Source organism: Curtobacterium poinsettiae (assembly GCF_025677645.1).
Lineage (GTDB): Bacteria > Actinomycetota > Actinomycetes > Actinomycetales > Microbacteriaceae > Curtobacterium > Curtobacterium poinsettiae_A.
The window spans coordinates 2,926,672-2,944,718 of the sequence record NZ_CP106879.1 but is presented as its reverse complement, the minus strand read 5'-3'; the positions used below and the strand labels follow the sequence as shown (position 1 = coordinate 2,944,718).

Genomic DNA, 18,047 nt, shown 5'->3' with positions numbered 1-18,047 from the left:
GCTCGTCGCGTGACCGCCACCGCCGCACCCGCACAGCCGCTCGTCTCGATCATCATGGGGTCGGACTCCGACTGGCCGACGATGCGGGCCGCGGCGGACATCCTCACCGAACTCGGCATCCCGTTCGAGGCGGACGTCGTGTCGGCGCACCGCACCCCGGACAAGATGACCCGCTTCGCCCGCGGCGCCGCCGACCGTGGCATCCGGGTCGTCATCGCCGGGGCCGGCGGGGCTGCCCACCTGCCGGGCATGGTGGCCTCGATGACGACGCTGCCGGTGATCGGTGTCCCGGTGCAGCTCGCGCGTCTCGACGGCCTCGACTCGCTGCTCTCGATCGTGCAGATGCCGGCGGGGATCCCGGTCGCGACGATGGCGATCAACGGTGCCGCCAACGCCGGTCTGCTGGCCGCGCGCATCATCGGCTCCTCGGAGCCGCCCGTTGCCGCTCGCCTGACCGACTACGCCGACGGGCTCGAGCGCCTGGTCGAGGAGAAGGCGGCGCGCCTCCGCGACTCGCTATGAGGTCGCCGCTGCGGGGTCCGAGCCGCGCTAGGGTAGCGGGATGCGCCGCGCCGTCCCCGTCCTCGTCCTCTCCGTGGTCGCCGTGGTCGCCGCGGTGGTCTGCGTGGTCGCTGCGGGCGCGGCCGGTCCGATGAACCCCGTGGCGGGGTGGTTCCGTGGCGCGGGCCAGGACGTCGTGGCGACGAAGTCGCAGTTCGACTCGTGGTTCGCGGCGCTCCACGTCGCCGAGGCCGCAGCGGTCGTCGCCGTCCTCGCCGTGGTGGCCGCCGTCGTGGTCGCCGTGGTCGCTCGACGCCGTCGCGCACGGCCCTGACCCCACCACGCGACGTCTACGCGCGGCTGATCCGAACGATGCGGATGCCACGCCACGCCCACTGACCAGGACTTCTTGCCCGACGGCTGATCCTCACGCAAGACCCGTGTACTGGGGGTGCGCAGTCGTGTCAACCCCCGGGCGCAGATTGTGGACAGCAACTACCGTGAACGCCGGGCAGTCGAGATCCGACCGCCCGGCACCCACGGGAACGGGTGCGAACAGTCACGTCAGGGAGTGACCGACCTCATGCAGAAGCGCACCACCAGGAGGGCCGCACTCGCCGTCGTGCTCCTCGGAGCAGCACTCGTCGCCGGACCGCTCGGTCAGGGGACCGCAGCGACCGCCAGCTCGGCACCGCTCGGCGACGTCGGGAGCTTCAAGCAGACCTTCCGCGAGCAGTTCAGCACCGCGGCGAGCGCCAAGGGCGCCTTCGCCAAGAAGTACGCGAACTCGTGGCAGCCGTACCCGGACGGGACGGGCGGCATGTACTACTCGGGCTCGCAGATCAGCTCGCACAACGGGTACATGGACGTCAAGCTCGACGGCAAGCACGGCGCCGCCGGCACCTTCGGCACGCCGACGGGAGCCTGGGGCCACAAGGGCGGCAAGTTCATCGTCCGCGCCAAGGCCACAGGCGGTGCCGGCAACGGCGCGGCCTTCATGCTCTGGCCGTCGTCCGACCGCTGGGCCGACGGGGAGATCGACTACCCCGAGGCCAACTTCGACCAGCAGCCGATGCTGCACCACCACTCGATGATCGCGGGCCAGGAGGCCAACGCGACGAGCATGAGCACCGGCGTCTCGTGGCGTTCGTGGCACACGTACTCGATCGAGTGGGTGCCCGGGAAGTCCGTGCGGTACCGCCTCGACGGCAAGGTGATCAAGACGATCACCACCCACGTGCCGAAGACCGCGCACCGGTACATGTTCCAGGTGGGCGACTGGGGCGACGCCGGTCACCTGTACATCGACTGGGTCAGCACCTACACGTACAAGGGCTGACGCGCTCCGACCGTCAGAGGTCGGCGTGCAACTGCCAGGTCTCCGCGGCGGAGTCGGACCAGTCGTACATGCGTGCGCGGTCCGGCCCCGCGACGGCGAGCTGGCTGGCCAGGTGCGGGTCGTTCACGACCTGGTAGACCGCCTGTGCGAGCCGTGCCGGGTAGGACTCCCGCGGTGACCGTGCCACGGTGACGCCGGCGTCCGAGGCGACCTCCGCCACGGCGGGATCGTCGGAGTGGATCACCGGGGTGCCGAAGCTCATCGCCTCGACCACGGGCAGGCCGAAGCCCTCGGCGAGGCTGGGGAACACGAACACGGTCGCACGGTCGTAGACCACCGCGAGGTCCGCGTCGTCGATGCGGCCGAGGACCTTCACCCGGTCGCGTGACAGGCCCGCGCGCTCCGCGGTGCCGTACACGTCGACGTCGCCCCAGCCGTCCGGACCGGAGATGACCAGTGGCACGTCGCCGGGGGCGTCCGGGTGGGCCATCGCCTCGATCAGGGACGCGAGGGCCTTGCGCGGTTCGAGCGTGCCGACCGCGAGCACGTAGCGGTCGGGCAGGCCGAGGCGCTCGGCGCGCAGGTCGGCGTCGACAGGCAGGCGGAGGCGTCCGCTCGGCGCGCCGCCGATCACGCGGAGCCGGTCGTCGAACCGGTGGATCTCGTTCAGCGCCCCCGCCACGGCGTGGGTCGGCACCACGACGGCGTCGGCGTGCTTCCACGCCCGCTTCACCATCGCCTTGTGGAAGTGGACGCCGCGCGGCGTCAGCGTCTCGGGGTTGGTCCACGGCACCACGTCGTGGACGGTCACCACGGTCTGCCGACCCGGGTCCTGGAAACGGTCGTGCTTGACCAGTGGTGCGAGCACGCTCGGCGCGTGCACCATGCCCTTCGCGATGCCGCCCACGAACCCGCCCTGCCAGGCGAGCGACAGCTCGCGACGCGGCAGCGGCAGCCGCTGCAGGTCGGACAGCCCGGGCAGGAGCGTCCGCAGGTGCGCCATCTCGTCGGACCCGACGGCGGAGACCACACCCGCGACCTCGCAGCCGCTCGGCGCGTGCTCGACGAGGTGACGTGCGAGCTCCTCGGCGTAGCGCCCGATGCCGCCCGGCACGGGCGCGACGATCTGGTCGACGATGACGTGGAGGGTGGTCATGGTGCTGTGCTCCTCGTCGTGGTTCGTGGACCCGTGGGCAGGGGGCCGAGGGCCGGCCCCGCGCTCGGCTGCCCGACACTACCAGGGTGGTCCCGGCGCCCCCTGGGCGCGGTCGGTGGTCGGACAGGAGGCGCGGGTCGGGTCCGCGGTGTGCGGGACCCGACCCGCGCCTCCGGGTCGAGAGCCGTGCCTACGCGGTCAGCGCACCCGCCGCGACCGCAGCGTGCAACGCGTCGCGCCAGTCGCGCATCGGCGCGAGTCCGGCGCGTGACCAGCCGTCGTGCCCGAGCACGCTGTACGCCGGACGCGGTGCCGGTCGGACGAACGCGGCGCTGTCCGTGGGCAGCACGCGCTCCGGGTCGAGCCCGAGTTCGCGGTAGATGGCCTGCGTGAAGTCGAACCAGGAACCCTGGCCGGCGTTCGTGCCGTGGTACGTGCCCGCAGGGGCGTCCACGTCGACGAGTTCGACGATCCGTGCGGCGAGGTCGCCCGTCCACGTCGGCTGGCCGACCTGGTCGGTGACGACGCTGACGGTGTCGTGCGACCCCGCGAGCCGGAGCATGGTCGCGGCGAAGTTCGGCCCGTGCGCGCCGTAGATCCACGCGGTGCGGACGACGTACGAGGTGTCCGGAGCGATCGCACGGACGAACGCCTCGCCGGCGGCCTTCGTGCGGCCGTAGGCGTTGATCGGGTCGGTCGGCGCGTCCTCGGCGTAGGGCGCGGTGCCGTTGCCGTCGAAGACGTAGTCGGTCGACACGGTGACGAGCTTCGCGCCGTGGCGGACCGACGCTTCGGCCAGCAGCTTCGGCCCCGTCGCGTTGACCGCGTGGGCGTCGTCCTCGTGGTCTTCCGCGTCGTCGACCTTCGTGTAGGCGGCCGAGTTGATCACGACGTCGTGTCCGGCGACGGCAGCGTCCACCGCGGCCGGGTCGGTGATGTCGAGGTCGGCCCGCGACAGCGCGGTGACGTCGCGGCCGGCGAGTGCGGCCTGGAGGTCCTGACCGAGCATGCCGGCGGCGCCGGTGATGAGGTACCTGGTCACGGTGTGCCGGTTCAGCTCAGGGCCGCACGCTGCTTGAGCGGTTCCCACCAGGCGCGGTTGTCGCGGTACCACTGCACGACGTCGGCCAGGCCCTGCTCGAAGGGCACGAGCGGCTCGTAGCCGAGCTCGGCCTGGATCTTCGAGATGTCGACCGAGTACCGCAGGTCGTGGCCGAGACGGTCGGCGACGCGGTCGACGTACGACCAGTCCTTGCCGGTCGCGTCGAGCAGCAGCTGCGTGAGCTCCTTGTTGGTCAGCTCGGTGCCGCCGCCGATGTTGTAGATCTCGCCGGCGCGGCCACGGGTCAGGACCATCGCGATGCCACGGGTGTGGTCGTCGACGTGCAGCCAGTCGCGGATGTTGTTGCCCTCGCCGTACAGCGGCACGTGCTGGTCGTCGATGAGGTTGGTCACGAACAGCGGGATGACCTTCTCGGGGAAGTGGTACGGCCCGTAGTTGTTCGAGCAGCGCGTGATCGAGAGGTTCAGCCCGTGCGTGCGGTGGTAGCTGCGGGCGAGCAGGTCGCTGCCGGCCTTCGACGCCGAGTACGGCGAGTTCGGCTCGAGCGGGCGCTCCTCGTCCCACGAGCCTTCGCTGATGGAGCCGTAGACCTCGTCGGTGGAGACGTGCACGAAGCGCTCGGTGCCGTGGCGGAGCGCGGCGTCGAGCAGGCGCTGCGTGCCCACGACGTTGGTCTCGACGAAGATGCCGGAGTCGCGGACCGAGCGGTCGACGTGGGACTCGGCGGCGAAGTGCACGATGGCGTCGACGGTCGGGACGACCTCGTCGAGCTTCGCGGCGTCGCGGATGTCGCCGTGCACGAAGGTGTAGCGGGGGGAGTCGGCGACCGGGGCGAGGTTCGCTTCGTTGCCGGAGTAGGTCAGTGCGTCGTAGACGACGACCTCGGCGCCCTCGAGGCCGGGGTACGCGTCCTCCAGCGTGCGGCGGACGAAGTTCGAGCCGATGAAGCCGGCTCCTCCGGTGACGAGGATCTTCACGAGTTCTCTTTCCTGACGGTCGGTTCGTGGGTCGGCGGCGATTCTAGCGGGCCACCGGTGGGGTCGGCGGCGGTGCGCCACGCCAGGACGACGGTCGCGACGGCGGCGGCCGCGAACACCACGGCGACCAGCGCGATCACGGCCGGCCCGGTGAGTGCGCCGCCGGCCATCGCGGAGATCCCGCCGGGCGTGACGCGGAACTGCGTGTTCTCCCATCCGCCGCGGTAGGTCAGGCCGATGCCGTACGTGCCGATCGCGAGGGAACCGACGACCGCCGACCGGGCCAGGCGCCGACGCAGCTCCGGACGGACGACGAGGGCGTGCCAGGCGACCGCCTGGGCGAGCACGAGCGCCACGACCGCGACGAACAGGAACCGGCCCTGCAGCCCGTTGCCCTGGTGCGTGCCGAGGTAGTTCCGCCAGTTGTAGGCGAGGGTGGCGACGAGGACCACCGTCGGCCAGACGAGCAGGATCGTGGTGACCCGGCGGCCCGGGGTCCGGCGGGCGTACGACCAGGCGATGACGGCCAGCCCCACGACCGCGAGCGTGTCGACGACCATCGGCGGCAACGGCCACTGGTTCGCACCGAGTGCGCCGAAGAACGAGGCGGTCAGGCCGTCCCACTGGCGTCCGGCGAACGCCCCGGGGTTCGCACCGCCCGCCGGGTAGGGCTGCACGGTCGTGACGGCGCGCAGGGCGTCGGGCAGGAGCGTCCCGCTGACGAGCAGCGTCCGCACCCACCACCAGCCGGACACGGCGACGGCAGCGATGACGACCACGCCGGCATGCAGGGCCCGGCGACCCCACGTCCGGCCCGGTGCCAGGGCGAACACGAGGACGACGAACGGGATCGCCAGGAGCCCCAGCGCGTTCAGGGCGGCCAGCCCGGTGACGGCCACGGCGAGCCCGGCGGTGGTCCACCACGAACGGTCGCCGGTCAGCACGCGGGCGCTCAGCCAGACGAGCACGGCGCCGAGCAGGACGACCGGTGCCCACACGGTGACGCCGGAGGTGACCTGCGCCAGCTGCGGGACGGCGAAGAGCAGGACCGGGGCGACGAGCGCCGTGCGGCGCGAGCGGGTCACCCGTCGGACCGTCGCCCAGACCAGGAGCGGCAGCGCGGTGACGAGCAGCACGTCGAACACGCGGAGCACGAGCACCGAGGTCGCCCAGTCGTGCGAGCCGAACCGGGTGACGCGCAGGATCCCGGCGGCCACCAACCAGTACGTCGGCGGGTTCTGGGACATCGGGTCGATCGCGGGGGAGTCCCCGGGCACCGCCGCCAGCAGCGCGTCGAGCGTGGGACGGTCGACGGCCGGGACCGGGTGCTCGACGATCTGCCGCACGGCGGCGAGGTAGTGCATCTCCCCGCCGTGCGGCCAACCGAGTCCGAGCGCAAGGCGGAACGCGGCGTCGACGTGCGCCGGCTCGTCGGGTGCCCCGAAGGCCGGGGTGACGAGGGCGAAGGTCAGCAGGAAGGCGAGCCAAGCCAGCGTCACGGTGCCGAGCAGGACCCACTCGTGCCGGCCGACGCGCGGTGGCGGGGCGCTCACGCGGGGACCTCCGGACGGCGCATGAACCGGACGAGCAGCACGGCGGTGACGGTCAGTGCGACCGCGGCGACGGCGACGAGGGTGAAGTTCGTGCCGGCGGGGACCATGCCGTAGCGGTCGAACCGGCCGACCGCGAACTCGTCGACCCAGAAGGCGGCGTCGTGCCCGAAGGCCCGCAGCGCGTAGACGACGCCGTACAGCGCGATGGCCATCGCCGCGATCGACATCCCGACGGCGAGCCGGGTGGCGCCCACTGCCGTCACGGAGACCCGGCGCCAGGCGAGGGCACTCAGGGCGATGAGGGCGATGAGCGTGGGGTAGTAGTAGCGCCCCTGGGTGCCGGCGACGATGGTGCTCCGGACGTACCCGCCCCACCCGCTCTGCAGGTGCAGGGTGATGAGGATGACGGGGAACGACGCCAGCACGATCGCCGGGCGGAGCGACGGGCCGCGCCGGAAGCCCCAGACGACGATGCCGACGAGCGACGCGACGGTCAGCCCGTCGATCAGGACCTGGGCGAGCTGGAACTGGGTGAGACCACCGACGCTGCCCCAGAAGGTGCGGGTGACGCCGTTCCAGTAGTCGCGGAGGAACACCTCGGGGCTCGCGGCGGTGCCGGCCGGGAACGGCATCGGCGGACGTGCGCCGGCCATGCCGTCCGGCTGGATGTCGTGGTACACGAGGATGTTGCGCAGCCACCACCAGCCGCCGATGACGGCGGCGAGCCCCAGCGTCCACAGCGTCCGGAGCGCGTTCCGCCAGACGGTCGCCCGGGTGCAGCCGGCGGCCATCACGGCGATGCCCACGAACGGGATCGCGGGGAGTGCGGTGCCCTTGACGAGCAGCATCGCACCGAGCAGCAGTCCGATCCAGATGGTCGTGCGGACCCGCAGGTCCCCCGTGAGCAGTCGCACCACGAAGTACACGAGCGCCCCGGCCAACGGCAGCATGAGCGCGTCGTTCGTGACCGAGGTGCCGATCGAGGCGACCTCGGGCAGGGCGAACACCGCGGCACCGCCGACCAGTGCGGCACGCGGTGACCGCGTCAGCCGACGCACGGTCGCCCAGGCCAGGAACGGTAGCGGCAGGACGAGCAGGGCGTCGAACAGTCGCAGCACCATGACGGCGAGGTCCCAGCGGAGGTCCTCGAAGTGCACCAGCTGCAGGACCCCGGCGGCCAGGGCGTAGTACGTCGCGGGGTGCTGCGACATCTGGTCGATGCTGGTCGGGTGCACCCCCGGGAACTCGCGGAGCAGCTCGCCCCACGTCTGGTTCGCGTCGGTCGACTGCCGCATGTTGCTGATCTGGGTGTCGTGCACCGCGTTGAGGTAGTGCATCGCCCCGGGCGCGGGCCAGCCGTCACCGATCGCCAGGTGCAGTACGGCGTCGACGTGGGTCGGCTCGTCGGGGGCCTTGTACGTCGTGGTGACGACTGCCCAGACGGCGAGGACGGCGGCGAACGCCACCGTCAACGCGATCACGAGGATGCGCTCACGTCGCCCGACCGCGGGTCGGACGTCGGGGCGCGACACGGCCGGTGCCGTGTCAGTCGCCATACCGCTGCAGTTTCTGCAGGTCGAGCTGCTCCTCGGCCAGCGTGCGGTTGAGGCGGGTGAGGTCGGCCACGACGCCGATGACTATCGAGAGGAGCGCCGTGATGAGCAGGACGACGCCGAGGATGATCGACTGCAGGTGGTTGCCGCCGGTCTGCATCGCCAGGAGCACCAGGTACCGGATGAGCGGCCAGAGCCCGAGGGCGCCGAGCACCGCCGCGACCCAGAGGAACAGGGCCATCGGCCGGTACATCAGGTAGACGCGGGCGATCGCCGAGCCGGACTCGAACATGTGCTGGAAGATGTTGTTGAAGAGCCGCGACTCGCGGGTCTTCGGGTTCGTCGTGATCGGGACCGACGCGATCGCCAGGCGCTTGTAGCCGGCCTGCACGATGGTCTCCATGCAGTAGCTGAAGCGCGTCACGATGTTCAGGCGGATGAGCGAGTACTTCGAGTACGCCCGGAACCCGCTCGCCGCGTCGGGCAGGTCGAGTCCGGCCGCACGGCTCGCGACCCACGAGCCGAAGCGCTGCATGACCTTCTTGAAGCCGGAGAAGTGCTCGATGGTGCGCGTCTGCCGGTCGCCGATGACGATCTCGGCTTCCTTCCGCAGGATCGGCTGCACGAGCTCGGCGATCTGCGCCTGCGGGTACTGGTTGTCCCCGTCGGTGTTCACGACGATGTCCGCACCGTGCAGCAGCGCGTAGTCGACGCCGTCACGGAACGAGCGGGCGAGGCCCATGTTCGTCGTGTGGTGCACGAAGTGCTTGACGCCGTGCTCCTTGGCGACCTCGACGGTGCGGTCGGTGCTGCCGTCGTTGATCACCAGGATCTCGATCTCGTCGATGCCGTCGATCTCCCGCGGGATGGAGTCGATGACGCTGGCGAGGGTGTTCTCCTCGTTGAGGCAGGGGATCTGGACGAATAGCTTCACGGGCTCGCTTGGTCTCGTTTCGGGAGTCGGCAATGCGCAGAACCATGACAGCCTATGCGAACTCACGGCTTGCTAGGCTTCCCCGGTGCAGATCCGCGAACTGAAGATCCCTGGCGCGTGGGAGTTCACGCCCGTCCAGCACGGCGACGCACGAGGAGCATTCCTCGAGGCGTACCGCGCCGACGTGCTCGAGGAGACCGTCGGTCACCCGCTCGACCTCCGCCAGGTGAACATGTCGATCTCCGCGGCCGGTGTCGCCCGCGGCATCCACTACGCCCTCGTCGCGCCGAGCCAGGCGAAGTACGTCACCGCCGTGCGCGGGGCGTTCATCGACTACATCGTCGACATCCGGGTCGGGTCCCCGACGTTCGGCCAGTGGGACTCCGTCCGGATCGACGACGTCGACCGCAAGGCCGTCTACCTGTCCGAGGGGCTCGGCCACGCGATCGTCGCGCTCGAGGACCAGTCGACCGTGAACTACCTGGTCAGCGCGCACTACAACCCCGAGCGTGAGAAGGGGATCACGATCCTCGACCCGACGGTCGGGCTCGACCTGCCCGAGGGCCTCGGCGAGCTGGTGCTGTCCGAGAAGGACACCAGCGCCCCCACCCTCGAGGAAGCCGCGGCACAGGGCCTGCTGCCGACGTACGAGGAGTGCGTCGCGTACACCGAGTCGCTCCGGACGAAGAAGTAAGGGGAAAGCGATGAAGGGCATCATCCTCGCCGGCGGTTCCGGCACGCGCCTCTGGCCCATCACCAAGGGCATCAGCAAGCAGCTCATGCCGATCTACGACAAGCCGATGGTCTACTACCCGCTGTCGACGCTCATGATGGCCGGCATCCGCGAAGTGCTCGTCATCACGACGCCGGAGTACAACGACCAGTTCCGGGCCCTGCTCGGCGACGGCTCGGCGCTCGGCATGGAGATCCAGTACGCCGTGCAGCCGTCCCCTGACGGTCTGGCGCAGGCCTTCGTCATCGGCGAGGAGTTCATCGGCGACGACAGCGTCGCCCTCGTCCTGGGCGACAACATCTTCCACGGCACCGGCCTCGGCACGAACCTGCGGAAGAACACCGATGTCCAGGGCGCGACGATCTTCGCGTACCACGTGGCCGACCCGAAGGCGTACGGCGTCGTGGAGTTCGACGACGACTTCACCGCGGTGTCCATCGAGGAGAAGCCGACCGAGCCGAAGTCGAACTACGCCGTCCCCGGCCTGTACTTCTACGACAACAAGGTCATCGAGATCGCGAAGACGATCGAGCCGAGTGCGCGCGGCGAGCTCGAGATCTCCACGGTGAACGAGCGTTACCTCGAGGCCGGCGAACTCGGCGTCCAGGTCCTCGACCGCGGCACCGCCTGGCTCGACACCGGCACGTTCGAGTCGATGATGCAGGCGTCCGAGTACGTCAAGGTCATCGAGGACCGGCAGGGCTTCAAGATCGGGTGCATCGAGGAGATCGCCTGGCGCAACGGCTGGATCGACGACGCGCAGCTCGCCGAGCTCGCCGCGCCGCTGGTCAAGGGCGGCTACGGCGTCTACCTGCAGCGTCTCCTCGGCGCGTAGTCACCGTCGTGGCGTCGGGCACCGGGTGGTTCGCTCGCCGACGCGACCCCTCCGGCCGGGAGGCCCGCCCCGCGTCGCCGACGTCGGCTGACGGCGACGGGATGGCCAGGTCGCAGGACGCTCCGCTGCGGTCCGCCGCCGAGGTCACGGTGCTCGTCACCACACGCTCGGACCGGCACGCCGAGGTCGCTCCGCTCGTCGCCGTCGCGCGCCGGGCCTTCGGCCGCTCCGCCGACGTCCGCGCGGCGAGCTACGTCGCCGACGCCTCGCCGGTCGCCCCGTTCGGCCGCGGCCTGCCCTGGGTACGTCGCGCCCCGGTCGACGGCCTCGGCGCGGCGATCGACGCCGGGGTCGCCGGCGGCGTGGGCCGCACCCTCGTGCTCGTCGACTCGTCGGTGCAGGTCGACGTCCCCACGCTCCGCGCCCTCGCCGCCGCCGACACCGTCGCCCAGGCGCGTGTCCGGCTGCCGGACGGCACGGTGCGGTCGGGTGCCCGGCTGCTCCGCCCCGGTGCCCTGCCGTGGTCGGACGACCGCGCCGACGTCAGTACCGTGTTCGCGGCGGACCAGCCGGTGCTCTCGGTGCCGGGGGCGGCGCTGGTGCCGGCACCGTGCCTCCCGGACGAACGCATGACCCTGACGGCCTGGAGCCGCGCGGTCGCCGACCTGCACGGCGGACCGGTGCGCGTCGTCGGCGAGGCGACCCGCTCGGTCGAGGCCGGCCGCACGGTCGACGCCGCGACCGTCGACGCGTTCACCGCCTGGCGCGACCGCGCGTCCGAGGGCGACGGTGTCGTCGCCGGACCGCCGCTGCCGCCGTGGGGCGCGCGGCCGGTGTCCCCGGCCGCGCGCGTGACCGGTGGCGACGCCGAACACCCCACCTGGTCGCTGAAGATCGCTGCGCCCGCCGGGCCCGAGGGCGACGGCTGGGGCGACGTGCACTTCGCCGCCGAGCTCGCCGGGGCACTCGAGCGGCTCGGGCAGCGCGTCCGGATCGACCGACGCGACGCCCACGTGCGGGACGACGATGCCTCGGACGACGTCACGCTGGTGATCCGGGGACTCGACCGGGTTGCGCCGAACCCGGCGTCGGTGAACCTGCTCTGGGTGATCAGCCACCCCGACGACGTCACGGACACCGAACTGCGGTCCTTCGACGCGGCGTTCGCGGCCGGGCCGGTGTGGGCGGCGGCGGCCGCTGCGCGTGCGGGCGTGCCGGTGCGCACGCTCCTGCAGGCGACCGACCCGTCGGTGTTCCACCCCGGGGCCCGTTCGGCGACGAGTCCGGACGCCGACCGCGTGGTGTTCGTCGGCTCGACCCGCGGCGCCGCGCGCCCCGTGGTCTCCGATGCGGTGGCGCTTCGGGCGGACCTCCGCGTGTACGGGCCCGGCTGGGGAGCACTCGTCCCCGCGGAGTCACTCGGAGAAGCATCCCTGAGCCGAGCCGAGGTCGCGACGGCCTACGCCTCGGCCCGAGTGGTGCTGAACGACCACTGGCCGGACATGGCGGCCGGGGGCTTCGTGTCGAACCGGGTGTTCGACGTGCTGGCGTCCGGGGGAGTCGTCGTGACCGACCCGGTGGCCGGGCTGTCCGACGTGCTGGACGTGCCGACCCTCGAGGTGGCGGGCTCCCGTGACGAGCTGGCCGACCTGCTCGACCCGGCGCACGCGTGGCCGGCCGCTGCCGAACGTGCCGCCGTGGCCGAGCGCATCGCCGTCGAGCACTCCTTCGACGCCCGCGCTGCCGTGCTGCTGGCGGCGGCCCGCGCCGAGCGCGCCCGCCGCCCCTGACGCCGTCTGGCCCGCAAGACACCGGTGTTCGTGCTCGGAACACCCGCAGACCGCGGTGCAACGCGCGAACACCGGTGTCTTGCGGACGGGGCCGCCCGCGAACGGGGCCGCCCGCGAACGGGACAGCCCGGCGAGCGGGCGCTACTTGCGTGTGACCCAGCGGGCACGGGCGGAGAGGCCCGCGTGCAGGGCGACCCGCAGGGGCCAGAGCCACCACGCCCGGTACTTCCGCGACAGGAACCGGTACGCGCTCCGGTGGTGCTCGATCTCCATGCGGCGCCGGTTGGACGACGTCGAGTGGGCTCCGGTGTGGGTGACGACCGCCGAGGGCACGTACACGTTCGCTCGCCCCGACCGACCGACGCGCTGGCCGAGGTCGACGTCCTCGAAGTACATGAAGTACGACTCGTCGAACCCGTCGAGCTCGCGGAAGAGCGACGTGCGGATGAGGAAGCACGCACCGGAGAGCCAGCCGGCCTCGCGCTCGACGACCTCGGTGGTGGACCAGTACCGCTGGCTCCACGGGTTCGCCGGCCAGAACCGCGAGAACGCGGCGTGGCCGAGGCCGGTCCGGAGCGAGGGGAGCTGCCGCGCGGACGGGTAGGTCTCGCCCTGGTCGTCGAGGATCCGGGGACCGAACGACCCGCCGGACGGCAACCGGTCCGCGGCGGCCACGAGTTCGTCGATCGAGCCCTCGCCGAGCACGACGTCGGGGTTCGTCACGAGCAGGAACTCCGGGCGCACGTCCGGCAGCACGTCGTCGAGGGCGTTCAGGGCCGCATCGATCCCGCCGCCGTAGCCGCGGTTGCCACCGGAGGAGACCACGACGGCGCCGTACGACTCGCCGATCGCCCGGAGTGCGTCGATGTCGGCCGAACCGTTGTCCGCGATGACCACCGCGACCGGGTCCTTCGAGGCACCGGCCACGCTCGCCAGGAACGGCCGGATGGTCTCGCCGGTGTTGTAGGTGACCGTCAGCACCGCCACCCGGATCACCGCGCACCCCCGGCGACGGACTCGTAGGCCGCGACGTGCACGGCCGCCGTGGCCTCCCAGGTGAACGAGGAAGCGCGGGCCAGCGCCGCCGCACGGTGCGAGGCCACGAGGGTGGGCTCGTCCAGCAGTGCCGTCATCGCGGACGCCAGCGAGGTCGCGTCGGGCTCGCTGTAGACGGCCGCGTCCCCGCCGACCTCGGGCAGGGACAGCCGCCGGGTGGTCAGGACGCACGCGCCGGAGGCCATCGCCTCGACCACGGGCAGCCCGAAGCCCTCGCCGAGGGACGGGTAGACGACGAACTCGGCACCACCGAGGTAGCCCGCCAGGTCCTCGAGCGGCAGGTAGCCGGCTTCGATCACGTGGTCCTCCGGCTGCAGCGCGTCGAGCCGGGCGATCGCGGACTCGTCCCACCCGCGGGCACCGGACAGCACGAGCCACGGGGTCTCCGAGCCCGGACCACCGTCCGACCCGGCAGCCGCACGCGCGGCGCGCACGGACGCGTAGGCGTCGAGCAGCGCCGTGACGTTCTTCCGCGGTTCGATGGTGCCGAGGAACGCGATCCAGGGCGCTCCCTCGGGCAGGGTCGCGGCGATCCGGGCGTCCTCGACCTCGGCGGTGGACGGCTCGTGGAACACGGCACGGTCGACGCCGAGCGGTGCGACCCGGACGTCGGCGCGGATGCCGGTCACGACCCGTGCGGCCTCGGTCGCGGTGGCCGCGCTCGGCACGATGACCACCGGGCGGGAACGCAGGGACCGGCGGCTCCACCACGTGAAGAACGTGCGCTTCAGGCGGGAGTGCCACTCGGGGTTGGAGAAGAACGTGGCGTCGTGCAGCGTGACGACGGACCCGCCACGCCAGCCGAACGGGAACGTGTAGTGCGGGGAGTGCAGCACCTGCGCGCCGAGTCGTCGGCCGAGCGCCGGCAGGCCCGTCTGCTCCCACAGGAACCGGAGCGGCACCGAGTCGGTCCACGCCGGCGCGGTGTGCACGGTGGCGTGCGGCGCCACGGTGCGGAAGTGCGAAGCGTGCACGGGTCGGACCACCAGGTGGACGTCGAGCGCCGGGTCGGTCAGGTGCGACACGACCCCCTCGACGTAGCGACCCACACCGCCGAGTTCACGCGGTACCGCGGTCCCGTCGACGAGGACGGTGAGCTGCGGCACGCGTGGATCCTTCCGGGCGGGGTCGTCGTGGCCGGGGCCGTCGACGGGCGAGTGTCCAGGATAGCCCGCTGCACTCATGCGCCCGGGTCCACGCGGCGGCGCGGGACGGACGCGCGCCGGGTCTCTCGCAGTCGGCGCGCGAGGTGGACCGGCAGGGTCCCCGCGACGTCCGCGAACGCCGTCAGGACGAGCCGCGCCTCCCGGCGGGTGCGACCGGAGGCCAGTGCGCGCAGGCCGCGCACCAGGGTGCGGGCGCTCGCCCGCGCGACGATCGGCCACGGGGCGTGCCAGAGCGCGACGACGATGCGGTTGCGGGCGTTGCGGAAGACGAACAGGTCGCTCTGCACGCCGGACGACGCCGAGTGGTCGTGCTCGACGACCGCGTCGGCCGCGTGCTCGACGCGCCATCCGCGCCGGCGCAGCCGCCAGGCGAGCTCGGTGTCCTCGTAGTACATGAACAGGGACTCGTCGAGCAGGCCGACGTCGTCCAGTGCCGTGCGCCGGAGGGCGGAAGCGCCACCGGAGAACCCGAAGACGTCGACGTCGGCGACCCGGTCGACGGGCGCGAACCAGTCGCGGTCCATCCCGTTGCCGTCGCGGTCGACGCGGACGCCGGTCGAGTTGAGCCGGACCTCGCCGTCCGCCGACGGCGTCCAGCGCCGGCCGTCGTGGTCGCGCAGCACGCGCTCGCCGGGTGCGGGCTCCACCCCGGCCGGGAGGCCCGTCCAACGTCCGGCGAGCACGATGCGGCCCGTCACGGCGGCGACCTCGGGCCCGGCGTGCGCCAGGTGGTCGCGGAGCGCCGCGACGAAGCCCGGTGCGGGCACGGCGTCGTTGTTCAGGAGCACGACGACGTCGGCACCCGCATGCCGGATGCCGGTGTTGGCACCGGCCGCGAAACCGCCGTTGTCGCCGCGTGCGATGACGGTGGCGTCCGGCAGGGCACGGCGGAGCACCGCGACGGAGTCGTCGGACGACCCGTTGTCGACGACGATGACGTCGTCGGCCGTGCCCTCGTCGAGCACGGCGCGGACGGCCGCGGTGGTCAGGTCGGCACGGTTCCAGTTCACGACGACGACCGCGGTGCGGAGCGTGCCGTCGGTCCGGGGCGCGGAGCCGGCACGGGGCGTGCCGTCGACGCGGTCCCCGGTGTCGCCGTCGTCCGGGGTCAGTCGAGCTCCTCGATCGAGGGCTCGGCGTAGACCGTGCCCACGGCGTGCTCGAACCCGGGGACCTCGAACGAGTCGCACTCCGGCATGTCGTGCAGGTGGCGCCCAGCGGAGTCCATCATCGACACGTTGATGAAGTACTTGCCGGTGCCGAACGCGGTGTCGGCGATCCGCAGGCGGAGCTTCCGGCGACCGTGCAGCGGCTGCAGTTCGAGGCCCATGATGCCGGTGGTGGTGCCGTAGACGACCTGGCCCCCGGCGTTGTTGATCTGGACCGCGGCCTCCCAGTCGGCGATGCCGTCCAGGTGCTCGAACTCCATGTCCACGACGAGGTCGTCGCCCGGCATGACGTCGGCGCGGGGCTTCTTGCCGTCCACGTGCACGCTCGCGCCGACGACCTTGCCGCGGCCGACGGCGACGTCGGTGCTGAGCTCGCCCTGACGGCGTTCCTCGAGCACCTCGCGGAACATGCTCACGGCCTGGACGGGGTCACCGTCGTGCAGCACCTTGCCCTTGTTGAGCAGGACGACGCGGTCGCACATCTCCTGCACCTGGCTGAGGGAGTGCGTGACGATGATGATCGTCTTGCCGGCCTCCTGGAAGGTGCGGATGCGGTCGAGGCACTTGCGCTGGAACGCCTCGTCGCCGACGGCCAGGACCTCGTCGACGAGCAGGACGTCGGGGTCGGTGTGCACGGCGACGGCGAACGCGAGCCGCACGTACATGCCCGATGAGTAGAACTTCACCTGGGTGTCGATGAAGTCCCCGATGCCCGAGAACGCCAGGATGTCGTCGAACTTCTCGTCGGTCTGCTTGCGGCTGAGACCGAGCAGGCTCGCGTTGAGGTAGACGTTCTCGCGGCCGGACAGGTCGGGGTGGAACCCGGCGCCGAGCTCGAGCAGGGCGGCGAGACGACCGCGGCGGGACACCGTGCCGGAGGTCGGCTGGATGATGCCGCCGATCGCCTTGAGCAGGGTCGACTTGCCGGAGCCGTTCTGGCCGATGAGCCCGACGGTCGAACCGGCCTGGATCGACACCGAGACGTCGTCGAGTGCCCAGAAGTCCTGGCGGTGCTTCCGCCCGGCGCGGCCGAGCGTGACGATGCGCTCGCGCAGGGTGTTGTCCTTGCGGACCGTGAAGCGCTTGCGGACGTGGTCGATGACGATGACGTCAGGACGCTCGGCGGTCTCACCGGGGGTCGTCGGGGCGACGGGGGTGCTGATGGCCATGGTCTAGAGCTCCTGCGCGAAGTTGCCCTGCAGGCGGGAGAAGATCCGCTGCGCACCGATGAGGCAGAGGAGGCCGATCACGAACGCGATCCCCAGCCGGAGCATCAGGTGGTCGGGGTACGTGACGTCGGCCGGGTCGTGCAGCCAGATCGCGTTCTGCAGGCCGAGCACCGACAGGGTCAGCGGGTTGTTCGTGTAGACGGTGAGGAGCCAGTCCGCGTTCACGGTGGCGACCACCCGCGAGTACGAGTAGACGATCGGCGAGGCCCAAAGCAGGACCATCAGGCCGACGTCGATGACGAACTGCACGTCACGCAGGTACACGTTGAGCGCGGACAGCACCAGACCGATGGCCGCGCCGTAGACCAGGATCACCGCGAGCGACGGGATCAGGTAGACCAGGCCCTCGTGCCACGGGAAGACGCCGATCACGACCGTCGCGGCCAGCAGGATCGCGAACTGGATGGTGAAGTTCACCAGGGCTGCGCCGACGCTGGCGAGCGGGAAGACCTCGCGGGGGACGTACACCTTCTTGATCAGCCCGGAGTTGCCGACGATCGAGCCGGTCGACCCGGCGACGATCTCGCTGAAGAGCGTGTAGGCGGTCAGGCCGGTGAAGACGTAGATCGCGAAGTTGTCGATGCCGTTGGCGGCGCCGAGGACCTTGCCGATGACGAAGTAGTAGATGAGCAGCTGGGTCAACGGACGCACGAGCGTCCAGACGAACCCGAGTGCCGAGTCCTTGTAACGCGCCTTCAGGTCACGCCGGACGAGCATGCCGAGCATCTCGCGCTGCCGGAAGACGTCGCGCAGCTCACGGAAGGTCCCGCGGAAGGCGCTCGTCGGCGCGCCGATCACGACGAGGGGTTCCTTCGCGAGCGCGGTCATGCGGGCTTGGTCGACCATACGTCTCTTCGTTCGTGGGGGCAGGACCGGAACAGCATACTCACCGGGCCCGCGGGACGGGGTTGGGCGACGGTCGTCGTGCACCCCGAGTGGGGGTGATTCCGGCCGATCCAACCCTCAACCTTCACTTTCGAGTTACCGTTGTTG

The 18,047-nt window shown here is 71.6% G+C and carries 17 protein-coding genes; 6 read left to right on the top strand and 11 right to left on the bottom strand.

Going from position 1 to position 18,047, the window contains the following annotated elements; all coding sequences use genetic code 11:
• Positions 1-54: 54 nt before the first annotated feature.
• The 3 genes from purE (at position 55) to OE229_RS13980 (ending at position 1,840) form a co-directional block, all read left to right on the top strand.
• Entirely contained in the window at positions 55-522 is a 468-nt protein-coding gene (gene purE, locus OE229_RS13990; RefSeq protein WP_182065864.1) for a 5-(carboxyamino)imidazole ribonucleotide mutase, read from the top strand.
• Positions 523-562: 40 nt separating this feature from the next.
• Positions 563-835 (top strand): hypothetical protein, encoded by a 273-nt coding sequence (locus tag OE229_RS13985; RefSeq protein WP_182065849.1) that lies wholly within the window; start codon positions 563-565, stop codon positions 833-835.
• 237 nt (positions 836-1,072) lie between these two features.
• Positions 1,073-1,840, top strand: a complete 768-nt coding sequence (locus tag OE229_RS13980; protein ID WP_262138539.1) for a family 16 glycosylhydrolase — start codon at positions 1,073-1,075, stop codon at positions 1,838-1,840.
• A gap of 13 nt (positions 1,841-1,853) precedes the next feature.
• Here the strand turns inward: OE229_RS13980 and OE229_RS13975 are convergent, their stop codons facing one another.
• The 6 genes from OE229_RS13975 to OE229_RS13950 all read right to left on the bottom strand — a co-directional run bounded on the left by OE229_RS13975 (position 1,854) and on the right by OE229_RS13950 (position 9,076).
• On the bottom strand, positions 1,854-2,996 hold the full coding sequence (locus OE229_RS13975) for a glycosyltransferase family 4 protein (RefSeq protein ID WP_182065850.1): 1,143 nt from the start codon (positions 2,994-2,996) through the stop codon (positions 1,854-1,856).
• Between the two features lie 190 nt (positions 2,997-3,186).
• Complete coding sequence (gene rfbD, locus OE229_RS13970) at positions 3,187-4,038, bottom strand: dTDP-4-dehydrorhamnose reductase (protein ID WP_182065851.1); 852 nt, start codon at positions 4,036-4,038, stop codon at positions 3,187-3,189.
• An 11-nt stretch (positions 4,039-4,049) separates the two neighbouring features.
• Positions 4,050-5,036 (bottom strand): dTDP-glucose 4,6-dehydratase, encoded by a 987-nt coding sequence (gene rfbB, locus OE229_RS13965; protein ID WP_110892679.1) that lies wholly within the window; start codon positions 5,034-5,036, stop codon positions 4,050-4,052.
• Positions 5,033-6,589, bottom strand: a complete 1,557-nt coding sequence (locus tag OE229_RS13960; RefSeq protein WP_262138537.1) for a glycosyltransferase family 39 protein — start codon at positions 6,587-6,589, stop codon at positions 5,033-5,035. The genes rfbB and OE229_RS13960 overlap by 4 nt, the downstream gene beginning before the upstream one ends.
• A complete protein-coding gene (locus OE229_RS13955) occupies positions 6,586-8,145 on the bottom strand; it encodes a glycosyltransferase family 39 protein (protein WP_262138535.1) in 1,560 nt (519 codons plus the stop codon). The genes OE229_RS13960 and OE229_RS13955 overlap by 4 nt, the downstream gene beginning before the upstream one ends.
• Positions 8,135-9,076, bottom strand: coding sequence for a glycosyltransferase family 2 protein (locus OE229_RS13950; RefSeq protein WP_071406435.1), 942 nt, complete (start codon positions 9,074-9,076; stop codon positions 8,135-8,137). The genes OE229_RS13955 and OE229_RS13950 overlap by 11 nt, the downstream gene beginning before the upstream one ends.
• A gap of 85 nt (positions 9,077-9,161) precedes the next feature.
• Here OE229_RS13950 and OE229_RS13945 point away from each other — a divergent pair, with 85 nt between their 5' ends.
• From OE229_RS13945 to OE229_RS13935, 3 genes are all read left to right on the top strand, one after another.
• Positions 9,162-9,770 carry a dTDP-4-dehydrorhamnose 3,5-epimerase family protein gene (locus tag OE229_RS13945; protein WP_071406436.1) on the top strand — a complete coding sequence of 203 codons (609 nt, stop codon included), beginning with the start codon at positions 9,162-9,164 and terminating at the stop codon, positions 9,768-9,770.
• 10 nt (positions 9,771-9,780) lie between these two features.
• Positions 9,781-10,644 (top strand): glucose-1-phosphate thymidylyltransferase RfbA, encoded by an 864-nt coding sequence (gene rfbA / locus OE229_RS13940; protein WP_262138533.1) that lies wholly within the window; start codon positions 9,781-9,783, stop codon positions 10,642-10,644.
• Positions 10,645-10,745: 101 nt separating this feature from the next.
• Positions 10,746-12,434 carry a glycosyltransferase family protein gene (locus OE229_RS13935; RefSeq protein ID WP_262138531.1) on the top strand — a complete coding sequence of 563 codons (1,689 nt, stop codon included), beginning with the start codon at positions 10,746-10,748 and terminating at the stop codon, positions 12,432-12,434.
• 141 nt (positions 12,435-12,575) lie between these two features.
• Here OE229_RS13935 and OE229_RS13930 read toward each other — a convergent pair whose 3' ends face one another.
• From OE229_RS13930 to OE229_RS13910, 5 genes are all read right to left on the bottom strand, one after another.
• Positions 12,576-13,430, bottom strand: coding sequence for a glycosyltransferase family 2 protein (locus OE229_RS13930; RefSeq protein ID WP_182065857.1), 855 nt, complete (start codon positions 13,428-13,430; stop codon positions 12,576-12,578).
• Positions 13,427-14,596 carry a glycosyltransferase family 4 protein gene (locus tag OE229_RS13925; RefSeq protein ID WP_220456601.1) on the bottom strand — a complete coding sequence of 390 codons (1,170 nt, stop codon included), beginning with the start codon at positions 14,594-14,596 and terminating at the stop codon, positions 13,427-13,429. Before OE229_RS13925 ends, OE229_RS13930 begins: the two co-directional genes overlap by 4 nt.
• Positions 14,597-14,670: 74 nt before the next feature.
• Positions 14,671-15,846 carry a glycosyltransferase family 2 protein gene (locus OE229_RS13920; RefSeq protein ID WP_259362824.1) on the bottom strand — a complete coding sequence of 392 codons (1,176 nt, stop codon included), beginning with the start codon at positions 15,844-15,846 and terminating at the stop codon, positions 14,671-14,673.
• On the bottom strand, positions 15,765-16,994 hold the full coding sequence (locus OE229_RS13915) for an ABC transporter ATP-binding protein (RefSeq protein WP_262138529.1): 1,230 nt from the start codon (positions 16,992-16,994) through the stop codon (positions 15,765-15,767). Before OE229_RS13915 ends, OE229_RS13920 begins: the two co-directional genes overlap by 82 nt.
• A 3-nt stretch (positions 16,995-16,997) precedes the next feature.
• Positions 16,998-17,900 (bottom strand): ABC transporter permease, encoded by a 903-nt coding sequence (locus OE229_RS13910; RefSeq protein WP_111235512.1) that lies wholly within the window; start codon positions 17,898-17,900, stop codon positions 16,998-17,000.
• Positions 17,901-18,047 lie beyond the last annotated feature (147 nt).

What these genes read in the sequence shown, in the direction of transcription:
- OE229_RS13915 (WP_262138529.1), bottom strand. Translation starts at nt 16,994, where the DNA reads ATGGCCATCAGCACCCCCGTCGCCCCGACGACCCCCGGTGAGACCGCC.
- OE229_RS13935 (WP_262138531.1), top strand. Translation starts at nt 10,746, where the DNA reads ATGGCCAGGTCGCAGGACGCTCCGCTGCGGTCCGCCGCCGAGGTCACG.
- rfbA (WP_262138533.1), top strand. Translation starts at nt 9,781, where the DNA reads ATGAAGGGCATCATCCTCGCCGGCGGTTCCGGCACGCGCCTCTGGCCC.
- OE229_RS13975 (WP_182065850.1), bottom strand. Translation starts at nt 2,996, where the DNA reads ATGACCACCCTCCACGTCATCGTCGACCAGATCGTCGCGCCCGTGCCG.
- OE229_RS13985 (WP_182065849.1), top strand. Translation starts at nt 563, where the DNA reads ATGCGCCGCGCCGTCCCCGTCCTCGTCCTCTCCGTGGTCGCCGTGGTC.
- OE229_RS13910 (WP_111235512.1), bottom strand. Translation starts at nt 17,900, where the DNA reads ATGGTCGACCAAGCCCGCATGACCGCGCTCGCGAAGGAACCCCTCGTC.
- purE (WP_182065864.1), top strand. Translation starts at nt 55, where the DNA reads ATGGGGTCGGACTCCGACTGGCCGACGATGCGGGCCGCGGCGGACATC.
- OE229_RS13955 (WP_262138535.1), bottom strand. Translation starts at nt 8,145, where the DNA reads ATGGCGACTGACACGGCACCGGCCGTGTCGCGCCCCGACGTCCGACCC.